The sequence below is a fragment of the Photobacterium swingsii genome, assembly GCF_024346715.1.
In the GTDB taxonomy this organism is placed as follows: domain Bacteria; phylum Pseudomonadota; class Gammaproteobacteria; order Enterobacterales; family Vibrionaceae; genus Photobacterium; species Photobacterium swingsii.
On record NZ_AP024852.1, the window covers coordinates 3,195,561 to 3,207,947 of the forward strand.

Consider the following 12,387-nt stretch of genomic DNA (forward strand, 5'->3'; position numbering starts at 1 on the left):
AATACAGACCTGGGACAGGTCTGTTGAACACTGGAAGGATGTATCTATGACAGATCAAGAGCTTAATGCTCAGGGGCTTTATGTACCTGAATTAGAGCACGATGCCTGTGGTATCGGCTTTGTTGCCCATTTAAAGAACCGTAAATCCCACGAGATTGTCACTCAAGCCCTTGATATGCTTGCCCGTATGGAACACCGCGGCGGCCAAGGTTGTGATCCATCAAGTGGTGATGGCGCGGGTATTTTACTGCAGAAACCGCACGAATTCTTACTCGAAGAAACCGTTAAGCTCGGTATCAAGTTGCCCTCTTTTGAGCAATATGGTGTCGGTGTGGTGCTTTTTCCAAAAGACGAACACAAACGTCAACAGTGTCGCGATATCCTAGAACGTAATGCGAATCGCCTCGACCTTGAAGTGATCGGTTATCGCGTCTTACCCGTTGATAATTCGATGATAGGTGAAGATCCTCTCAGCACTGAACCCCAGTTTGAACATGTCTTTATCACGGGGGGGAGTAACCTAGATCCAGCTGTACTCGAACGCAAACTCTACGTGCTTCGTAACTATACGGTACGTGTATGTCTAGAAAGCGTGTCGAATATTGGCGATGACTTCTACATTAACTCATTGTCTTATAAGACATTGGTATATAAAGGTCAGCTCACTACAGAGCAGGTGCCTCAGTACTTCCTTGACCTGCAAAACCCAACCATGGTGACGGCGCTTGCCCTTGTCCACTCTCGCTTTTCAACCAATACTTTCCCTCGCTGGCGCCTCGCCCAGCCTTTCCGTTACATCGCGCACAATGGTGAGATTAACACCGTACGCGGTAACTTGAATTGGATGAAAGCGCGTGAAGCGATTCTTGAGTCTGACCTGTTCAGCCAACAAGAAATCGACATGTTGCTCCCTATCTGCCAAGAAGGCAGCTCTGATTCATCAAACTTTGATATGGCGCTGGAGTTACTGGTACTCTCTGGTCGTAGCCTACCGCATGCTTTGATGATGTTGATCCCGGAAGCATGGCAAGAAAATACCAACATGGATCCTAAGCGTCGCGCGTTTTACCAATACCACGCCAACGTGATGGAACCTTGGGATGGCCCAGCATCAGTTTGTTTCACCGATGGTGTGCAAGTAGGTGCAACCTTAGACCGAAATGGCCTCCGTCCATCACGCTACACAGTTACCAAAGATGACTTCTTAGTAATGGCATCGGAATCTGGTGTGGTAGAAATTGAACCGGAGAATGTGCAATTCCGTGGTCGCTTGCAGCCTGGACGTATCTTTGTCGCCGATCTTGAGCAAGGTCGTATCATTTCAGATGAAGAAGTGAAAGACAGCATTGCCTCGGCGCAGCCTTATGAACAATGGGTGAAAGACAACCTGCTTACACTTAAGTCGCTGCCTGATGCCGATAACATGCACCACCAGCCAACACCTGAACGTCTACTGCATCACCAACAAGCCTTTGGTATGAGTTCAGAAGAAGTGAACGAAATTATCGTTCCGCTGGCAAAAACTGGGTACGAACCCCTCAGTGCAATGGGCGCCGATTGGCCGTTGGCTGTGCTATCGCACCAATCACAACACCTTTCTAATTACTTCAAGCAGCTATTTGCACAGGTGACTAACCCACCGATCGATCCGATCCGTGAACGTATGGTGATGTCACTCAACACCTACCTAGGCAAAGACCAAAACCTGCTCGACGAAACACCAGAACATTGCCAAAAGGTAGAGTTAGAGTCGCCAGTCTTATCAAATGCTGAATTAGAAAAACTACGTGCGATAGATAAAGAACACTTACAAGCCAAAACCTTAGACATCGTCTTTCGCGCCAATGGTGAAAACGGCAAGCTAGAGCGTGCCCTTAAGCGTATTTGCCAATACTCGGAAGATGCAGTGCAAGATGGCTATTCGATCATTATTCTGACTGACCGTGCAGTTAACTCTAACCATGCAGCCATTCCTGCCATGCTGGCAGTCGGCGCAGTTCACCACCACCTGATCCGCAAAGGGCTTCGTGCTAAGTGTGACATCATAGTTGAAACCGGTGATGCACGTGAAACTCACCACTTTGCTACCTTGGTCGGCTACGGCGCGAACGCAGTCAACCCCTACCTAGTGACTGAAACGCTGGTTGATCTTCAGAGAAAACGTAAGCTCGATCCTGAGTTACCAACCGAAGAACTGTTCAACAACTACCGTAAAGGGGTGAACGGTGGCCTATTAAAGATCTTCTCTAAAATGGGCATCTCGACGCTACAGTCATACCACGGCGCGCAGATTTTTGAAGCATTAGGTATCAGCAAAGCTGTGGTTGATAAATACTTCACAGGGACTGTTTCACGTATTCAAGGCCTCACGATTGATGACATTGCACACGAAGTATTGATCCGTCACCGTGTGGGTTACCCAACCCGTGAAATCCCAATTCAAATGCTAGATGTGGGCGGGGTTTACCAATGGAAACAGCGCGGTGAAAAACACCTCTTTAACCCAGAGACAATTTCATTGCTGCAGCAATCCACTCGCGGCAAAGACTACAGTCAGTTCAAAGAATACTGCCATGCTGTGGACTCACAAGGTGATAATGCAGCAACACTGCGTAGCCAACTTGAGTTCATCAAAAGCCCAGCAGGCGCCATTCCACTCGCAGAAGTGGAGCCGATTGAAAGCATTCTAAAACGCTTTGCAACTGGTGCGATGAGCTTTGGTTCTATCTCTTATGAAGCGCACTCCACCCTTGCCGTGGCAATGAACCGTATCGGGGCTAAATCTAACTCAGGTGAAGGCGGTGAAGACCCGGATCGTTTTGAGAAAAAAGAAAACGGCGACTGGGAACGCTCAGCGATCAAACAAGTCGCTTCAGGCCGCTTCGGTGTTACCTCTTACTACCTCACAAACTCTGATGAAATTCAGATCAAGATGGCGCAAGGGGCAAAACCAGGCGAAGGCGGTCAGCTACCGGGTGATAAAGTTGATGACTGGATTGGGGCAACCCGCCACTCAACCCCTGGTGTGGGGCTGATTTCACCACCACCACACCACGATATTTACTCTATCGAAGATTTGGCTCAGCTGATCTACGATTTGAAAAATGCTAACCGTGCTGGCCGCGTTAACGTGAAGCTGGTTTCTGAAGCTGGCGTAGGCACCATTGCCTCTGGCGTGGCCAAAGCCAAAGCCGATGTGGTCTTGATCGCAGGCTTTGATGGCGGTACGGGGGCATCACCAATGTCATCCATTCGCCACACAGGTTTACCGTGGGAACTCGGCCTAGCTGAAACGCACCAAACCCTACTAAAGAACGGCTTACGTAACCGTATTGTCGTGCAGTCTGATGGCCAAATGAAAACACCACGCGATCTTGCTGTGGCGACATTATTAGGTGCAGAGGAATGGGGTGTGGCCACTGCGGCCCTAGTGGTTGAAGGCTGTATCATGATGCGTAAGTGTCATAAAAACACCTGTCCTGTTGGTATTGCGACTCAAAACAAAACCCTGCGTGAGCGTTTTGATGGCCGCGTCGAAGACGTAGTGACCTTTTTCCAATACATGGCAGAAGGGCTACGAGAAGTCATGGCTGAACTGGGCTTCCGCACCATTGATGAGATGGTTGGCCAGTCACACAAACTGAAAATCCGTGAGGATATCGGTCACTGGAAATACAAAAACCTCGATCTGAGCCCAGTGTTATTTGTTGAGCCTGCACGTGAAGAAGATGGTATCTACAATCAGCGAGAGCAAGACCATAACCTTGAAAAGGTATTAGATCGCAAACTGATTGAAGCTGCAGCACCTGCACTGACTCAAGGTAAGCAAGTCGATACCGAACTTGAGATCATTAACACCGACCGCAGTGTCGGCACCATGCTGTCGAATGAAATCTCTAAGATCTACAAAGACCAAGGTCTACCGCAGCCTATGAATGTGAAGTTCACAGGATCGGCAGGACAAAGTCTTGGTGCTTTCCTTGCCAAAGGTGTGAAATTTGAGGTCGAGGGTGATGCGAACGATTACTGGGGTAAAGGACTGTCAGGCGGTACGCTAGTGCTCTACCCTGATGCCAATTCAAACATCACCCCTGAAGATAACATCATCGTTGGTAACGTTTGTTTCTACGGCGCAACATCAGGTGAGTCTTACATTCGAGGCCTTGCGGGTGAACGTTTCTGTGTCCGTAACTCAGGGGCAGAAGTCGTTGTTGAAGGCGTGGGTGACCACGGCTGTGAATACATGACAGGCGGGGTAGCCGTTATTCTTGGTCAAACAGGCCGTAACTTCGCCGCAGGGATGAGCGGGGGAGTCGCCTATGTTTGGGATCAGTTTGGCGATTTCGAAACCAAGCTTAACCCTGAATTGGTTGACCTCGATCCTATCGAGCAAGAAGACAAAGAACGTCTACAGCGCATGCTCAGTAAGCACGTTGAATACACGGGTAGTACTGTGGCCCAAACCTTCCTTTCTAACTTTGAAGCTAACCTTCAAAAGATGGTGAAGGTAATGCCAAGGGATTACAAAGCGGTATTACAACAACGTAAAGCGGAAGCTGCAAACAAGGAAGAGTTGGAGGCCGTAAATGGGTAAGCCTACTGGATTTTTAGAGCATGGTCGTGAGCTACCAAAAAAGTTAGATCCGAGCGTTCGTATTCAAGATAACAAAGAGTTTGTTTTGAACGAGGAGTTTGGCGACAAAATCAACACACAAGCGTCACGCTGTATGGACTGTGGTGTACCGTTTTGTCATAACTCGTGCCCGATTGGGAATATTATCCCTGAGTTTAACGATGCGGTTTTCCGCGATAGCTGGGAAGAAGCATGGAACATTTTAAGTTCGACCAATAACTTCCCAGAATTTACTGGTCGTGTGTGCCCCGCCCCTTGTGAAAGTGGCTGTGTACTGGGTATTAATCAAGACCCAATCACTATCTGTAATATTGAAAAAACCATCGTTGAAACCGCCTACCGCGAAGGCTACGCCAAACCGAAATCCCCGCGGTCCCGTACCGGAAAAACCGTTGCGATTATTGGTAGCGGCCCTGCAGGGTTAGCCGCCGCCGAGCAATTAAACAGTGCGGGCCACTGCGTAACTGTGTTCGAGCGTGACGAAAAAGTCGGCGGCCTACTACGCTTTGGCATCCCAGATTTTAAGCTCGGCATGGACATCATAGATCGCAAGATCAACCTGATGGCCGATGCTGGGGTTAAATTTGAAGTAAATGCGCACATTGGTGTCGACATTAATGCCCAACAGCTCCGCCAAGACTTTGATGTCGTTTTGCTAACGGGCGGATCAACCGTACCGCGCAACCTGCCTATTCCGGGTCGTGAGCTCAAGGGGGTGCATTTTGCAATGGAATTTCTCGCCCAAAATAACCGCCGTGCGAACGACATGGATTTAAAAACAGCAGAAATTCATGCCAAGGGTAAGCATGTGGTCGTGATAGGTGGCGGTGATACAGGCTCAGACTGTGTGGGTACCTCAAACCGCCATGGCGCTGCAAGTATTACACAAGTAGAAATCATGCCGATCCCACCAGAGAAGCGACCGGTTAATCAACCATGGCCGTCGTATCCGATGATCATGAAAACCTCGACCTCGCACGAGGAAGGGTGTGATCGTCACTGGAACATCTTAACCAAAGAGTTCATCAGTGATGATGCTGGCAATGTCAAAGCCCTGCGCATCGCCGATATTCAGTGGCAAGAAGCAACAGCAGGCGAACGCCCTAACTTTGAAGAAGTCGCAGGATCTGAGCGTATTATCCCGTGTGATCTCGCCTTCCTTGCGATGGGCTTTTTACACCCAGAACCAACAGGTGTACTGGCGCAACTGGATATAAAATTGGACGAGCGTGGCAACGTAGCCACAGAAGGCTTTGCCACCAATCAATCCGGTGTATTTGCCGCAGGTGATATGCGTACAGGCCAGTCTCTGGTTGTTCGTTGCATTAATGAAGGTCGAGAATCTGCCCGTGAAATCGATAATTTCTTAATGGGAGGCTCTAACCTTGAAGCCAAAGCTGATTCATTAATGCTCTCTAACGGTTAAACTGCACCTCAAAATGCTACATATCAAAGCCAGCTCAATAGAGCTGGCTTTTTTTATATGATTATTCAGTAGATAGCCCTCACCACCACCTTGCATCTCTTTTCCCAAAATGACTTACCATCGCCATATTTCATCAAAATAGTCGCAACATTAAGACGATGTCATTTCAACCTCGACTGTTAACAACTCGTTAAAATTGAATTTAAAATCAATTAATTACAGTTTTTAATATGGCCATTTAGGTCAATGGAAACGTAAATGGTTGAAATTTGACCTTTCTGTAAATTGCCGTTAACTTGGATGATCGCAGGATGCGCCATGGTGAGCCATTAACGCCATAACTATGCAGTCAGACCACTTTTAACCGTATCAATAAACAAATTATAGGGTTAAAAGTTTACGCTCAGGATGAGCAGACCAAGGGAGAGTTGTCATGACACTGTATGACCCAAGGCTGGAAAAAGACAATTGTGGATTTGGCTTAATTGCCCATATTGAAGGGGAAACAAGCCATAAATTAGTAAGAACAGCGATTTCAGCACTGGATCGTATGACCCACCGTGGTGGCATTGCCGCCGATGGAAAAACTGGGGATGGTTGCGGGCTATTAATGAAAAAGCCCAGCGACTTCTACCGTATTATTGCGGATGAACACAACTGGAAATTAGCCCGCGAATTTGCCATTGGCATGCTATTTCTCAGCACGGATCCAGTCAAAGCTGAGCAAGCCCGCACAATTATCACTGAAGAGCTCAGTAAAGAAACCCTTTCTGTCGCAGGTTGGCGCGACGTGCCAATCAATGCTCAAGTCCTAGGGCCTATTGCCAAAGAGTCCCTACCTGACATTGTTCAAGTCTTCATTAATGCCCCAGCAGGCTGGAAACCTCGTGATATCGATCGCCGCCTGTATATTGCACGTCGTCGTATCGAACAGCGGATCAGTGAAGATCCTGATTTTTATATCTGTAGCCTGTCGACCCAAGTGACTGTCTACAAAGGCCTTTGCATGCCTGCAGATTTACCGCGCTTTTATACCGACTTAGGCGACCTTCGCTTACAGTCATCCATTTGTTTATTCCACCAGCGTTTCTCTACCAATACTCAACCACGCTGGCCTCTGGCTCAGCCGTTTCGTTATTTAGCGCATAACGGCGAAATCAATACCATAGCGGGTAATCGCCAATGGGCACGTGCACGCGGTTATAAGTTCTCCTCGCCGCTGCTGCCTGATTTACAAACCGCCGCCCCTTTTGTCAATGAAAGCGGTTCTGATTCTTCAAGCCTGGATAATATGCTCGAACTCTTCCTCGCAGGAGGGATGGATCTCTTCCGCGCGATGCGGATGCTCGTGCCACCCGCATGGCAAAATCACCCCGACATGGATCCTGAGTTACGCGCTTTTTACGACTTTAATTCCATGCACATGGAACCCTGGGATGGACCCGCAGGAATCGTCATGTCAGACGGTCGCTACGCCGCATGTAATCTAGACCGAAATGGCTTACGCCCAGCTCGCTATGTGATCACAAAAGATAAGCTCATCACTCTGGCTTCTGAAATCGGCATTTGGGATTACGCTCCCGATGAAGTCTTAGAAAAAGGCCGTGTCGGTCCTGGTGAGCTGCTGGTTATCGACACCAAATTTGGCAAGATTTGGCACTCCAAAGATATAGATAACGATTTAATGGCACGTCACCCTTATAAAGAGTGGCTCGATAGCCATGTCAAACATCTCACGCCATTTGAGCAATTGGATGATGAGCAAGTCGGTAGCCGCTCGTTATCAGACAATGAATTAAGCACCTACCAAAAACAATTTGGCATGAACCGTGAAGAAATCGATCAAGTCCTTCGCGTGATTGGTGAAAACGGCCAAGAAGCGACAGGATCGATGGGCGATGATGCACCAATGGCTGTACTCTCTTCCAAAGAACGCGGGATCACCGACTACTTTCGTCAAATGTTTGCCCAAGTAACCAACCCACCCATTGACCCATTGCGTGAAAAGCATGTGATGTCACTGGCCACCTGCATTGGTCGCGAGATGAATGTGTTTTGTGAAACCGATGGCCATGCTTATCGGGTCGCCTTTAAATCCCCTGTGCTGCTGTATTCCGATCTGGTTCAGTTACTTGAGCTCGACAGCCAGTATTACCGCAACAGCATCATCGACATTAACTACGACCCCGCCGAGAAAGATTTACAGCAAGCTATTCTCGATCTGTGTGATCAAGCCGAACGCTTAGTCCGCAGTGGCACTGTGCTCATTGTCCTTTCCGATCGCGGTATTAATGTCAGCAAACTGCCGATCCCTGCCGCTATGGCTGTGGGCGCAGTACAAACTCGCCTCGTTGAAACCAACTTACGCTGCGATGCCAACATAATCATCGAAACCGCAACTGCGCGTGATCCACACCAATTTGCCGTCTTACTGGGATATGGCGCAACCGCGGTTTACCCATATTTAGCCTATGAATCTCTCGGCCAACAGATCGATAAAGGTGCGATCAATAAGCCTTATCGCGCCGTGATGATCAACTTCCGTGATGGCATCAATAAGGGCTTATTTAAGATCATGTCTAAGATGGGAATCTCTACCATCGCCTCATACCGTTGCTCGCATTTATTTGAAGCCGTAGGCCTTCATCAGGATGTTATTCAACTCTGCTTCAAAGGCACAGCGAGCCGCATTTCTGGTGCTAATTTTGAGGATTTCCAGCAAGATGCCGTCAACTTAGCCCGTAAAGCATGGCTTAAGCGCAAACCGATTGAGCACGGTGGTTTACTCAAATATGTCCACGGTGGTGAGTTTCATGCCTATAACCCCGATGTGGTTGGCACACTTCAACAGGCTGTGAAATCTGGGGATTACCAAGACTATATCGCCTTTGCTCGCGAGGTCAATGAACGCCCTATTGCAGCAATTCGTGATTTATTACAACTCAAGCGCAGTGATAACCCTATTGCTATCGAGCAAGTCGAGGCTGCTACTGAACTCTATAAACGTTTTGACTCCGCCGCGATGTCAATTGGCGCCCTGAGCCCCGAGGCACACGAAGCGCTCGCTATCGCAATGAACCGCTTAGGCGGACACTCCAATTCAGGTGAAGGCGGTGAAGACCCTCGCCGATTTGGTAACGAGCGCAACTCAAGGATCAAGCAGGTCGCATCAGGCCGTTTCGGTGTTACACCACACTACTTGGTCAATGCTGATGTCATTCAAATCAAGGTCGCCCAAGGCGCAAAACCCGGTGAAGGAGGCCAATTGCCCGGCCATAAGGTCACCACCGAAATTGCCAAACTGCGTTATGCCGTACCTGGCGTTACCTTGATTTCGCCACCACCGCACCACGATATTTATTCAATTGAAGACTTAGCTCAGCTCATTTTCGACCTCAAAGAGGTCAACCCTAGTGCCATGGTTTCCGTCAAACTCGTTTCCGAACCTGGTGTGGGCACCATCGCAACCGGTGTGGCCAAAGCCTATGCCGATTTAATCACAATTTCTGGTTACGATGGCGGGACAGGAGCCAGCCCATTAACCTCGGTGAAATATGCAGGTAGCCCGTGGGAGCTCGGGCTCGCAGAAACCCAGCAAGCCCTTGTGGCCAATGGCTTACGCCATAAGATCCGCCTGCAGGTCGATGGGGGACTAAAAACAGGGTTGGATGTCGTTAAAGCCGCCATTTTGGGTGCGGAAAGTTTTGGCTTTGGCACCGCCCCAATGGTGGCATTAGGCTGTAAGTACCTGCGTATCTGCCACCTCAATAACTGTGCAACTGGCGTAGCAACGCAAGATGAAAAACTGCGCCGTGATTACTTTAAAGGCTTACCAGAGCAAGTGATGAATTACTTTGTCGGGCTAGGCCAAGAAGTTCGCGAATTACTGGCTCAACTTGGGGTCGAGCAACTGACCGACTTAATTGGCCGTACCGATTTATTGGTCGCTCTTAATGGCGTGAGCGCCAAGCAACAAAAGCTCGACCTAGCAGGGTTACTCCATGCACCAACCCCCGTTGAAGGCAAAACCTTGTACTGCAGTGAAGCCAATACCCCATTTGATGAAGCAGCATTAAGCCAAGTTTTATTGGAAGAAGCATTACCTGCAATAACGTCACGTAGTAGCGCCGATCTCTACCACAATATCCGCAACACGGATCGCTCTATTGGGGCCCGTTTGTCAGGTGAAATAGCCCACCGCTATGGTAATCAAGGCATGGCAGCTTCACCGCTTAATATCCACTTAACGGGCACCGCTGGGCAGTCTTTTGGGGTATGGAATGCCGGTGGCCTTAACCTTCACCTTATTGGTGATGCGAACGATTATGTGGGCAAAGGTATGGCTGGCGGGAAAATCACCATTCATCCACCCATGGGCTCAGCCTTCAAAACACACCAAGCAACCATTATTGGTAACACCTGTTTATACGGTGCGACAGGCGGCAAGCTGTTTGCTGCAGGTACAGCTGGCGAACGATTCGCAGTACGTAACTCAGGAGCAATCGCAGTAGTCGAAGGGGCTGGAGATAACGCTTGTGAGTACATGACAGGTGGCATTGTGGCGATTTTAGGCAATACCGGGGTGAACTTTGGCGCAGGTATGACTGGCGGGTTTGCTTATATCCTTGACCAAAATGGCGATTTTGCAGGACGCGTTAACCCAGAATTGGTCGAGGCACTACCACTTGATGATCTCGTTATCCATCAAGAACATCTTCGCGGACTGATTGACCGCCACCTTGAAGAAACAGGATCTAGCCGAGCACAAGAAATACTGGCTGATTTTGACCTATGGATCCCTAAGTTCTATTTGGCAAAACCCAAGTCAGCCGATGTGAATACGCTGCTGGGTCATCAAAGTCGTTCAGCCGCTGAACTGCGCGTTCAAGCACAATAAGGAGGGAACCTCATGAGCCAGAACGTTTACCAATTCATTGATGTTGCGCGCGTCGATCCGGCAAAAAAACCACTCAAGATCAGGAAGATCGAGTTTGTCGAAATCTACGAACCCTTTACCCAGCAACAAGCCAGTGCCCAATCGGATCGCTGCCTCGACTGCGGTAACCCCTATTGTGAATGGAAGTGTCCCGTTCACAATTATATTCCCCAATGGCTAAAACTCGCCAATGAAGGACGGATCATTGAAGCCGTAGAGTTATCGCATCAGACCAATACCTTGCCAGAAGTGTGTGGCCGCGTATGCCCTCAAGATCGTTTATGTGAAGGTTCATGTACCCTTAATGACGATTTTGGCGCTGTCACTATCGGCAACGTAGAAAAGTACATTACCGATAAAGCCTTTGAAATGGGCTGGAAGCCCGACATGTCTCATGTTGAGTGGACTGACAAGAAAGTCGCGATTATCGGGGCGGGCCCAGCGGGGCTATCTTGCGCCGATATATTAGTGCGCAATGGGGTCAAACCCGTGGTCTTTGATCGCTACCCTGAGATTGGCGGCTTACTGACCTTTGGTATTCCTTCGTTTAAATTAGAAAAAGAAGTCATGGTTAACCGCCGCAAGATCTTCACTGAAATGGGGGTTGAGTTCCAACTCGATACGGAAGTAGGGAAAGATGTGGCATTAGCCGATCTCATCAAAGACTATGATGCTGTCTTTCTCGGCGTGGGGACTTACCAAAACATGCGAGCAGGGCTGGTAAATGAAGATGCACAAGGCGTGTATGATGCGCTACCTTTTCTGATATCAAATACTTATAAAGTCATGGGGCTGGACACATCAACGCCTTTTACCGACATGAAAGGCAAACGGGTTGTAGTACTCGGCGGTGGTGATACCGCGATGGACTGTGTCCGTACCTCTGTTCGTCAGGGAGCTAGCAGCGTCATTTGTGCATACCGCCGTGATGAGGCCAATATGCCAGGCTCAAAACGGGAAGTGAAAAATGCCCGTGAAGAAGGGGTTAACTTTATGTTTAACCTACAACCGCTCGGTATCGAGATTGACCAAACAGGACGTGTCACTGGGGTCAAGGTTGTCAAAACCGCACTGGGAGCCCCTGATGATGCAGGCCGTCGTCGCCCTGAACCGGTCGAAGGCAGTGAACACCTTATTGCCGCTGATGCTGTGATCATGGCGTTTGGTTTTCAGCCCCATGCAATGCCCTGGCTCAGTGCTTATGATGTCGAGCTGGATCAATGGGGACGCATCAAAGCTCCACGCGACACTACCTTCCCCTTCCAAACATCGAACCCTAAAATTTTTGCGGGCGGTGATGCGGTACGAGGCTCTGATTTAGTCGTGACAGCAATTGATGAAGGGCGACGCGCTGCTGATGGCATCATGGATTATCTTGATGTCTAATCACTA

The 12,387-nt window shown here is 48.9% G+C and carries 4 protein-coding genes; all 4 read left to right on the forward strand.

What is annotated here, in order from left to right; translation table 11 throughout:
* Window positions 1-46: 46 nt before the first annotated feature.
* Entirely contained in the window at window positions 47-4,594 is a 4,548-nt protein-coding gene (gene gltB, locus OCU77_RS14455; RefSeq protein WP_107303138.1) for a glutamate synthase large subunit, read from the forward strand.
* A complete protein-coding gene (locus OCU77_RS14460) occupies window positions 4,587-6,059 on the forward strand; it encodes a glutamate synthase subunit beta (protein WP_048900325.1) in 1,473 nt (490 codons plus the stop codon). Before gltB (OCU77_RS14455) ends, OCU77_RS14460 begins: the two co-directional genes overlap by 8 nt.
* Before the next feature lie 433 nt (window positions 6,060-6,492).
* Window positions 6,493-10,956 (forward strand): glutamate synthase large subunit, encoded by a 4,464-nt coding sequence (gltB, locus tag OCU77_RS14465; RefSeq protein ID WP_107303139.1) that lies wholly within the window; start codon window positions 6,493-6,495, stop codon window positions 10,954-10,956.
* Between the two features lie 12 nt (window positions 10,957-10,968).
* Complete coding sequence (locus tag OCU77_RS14470; RefSeq protein ID WP_107303140.1) at window positions 10,969-12,381, forward strand: FAD-dependent oxidoreductase; 1,413 nt, start codon at window positions 10,969-10,971, stop codon at window positions 12,379-12,381.
* Window positions 12,382-12,387: the final 6 nt, after the last annotated feature.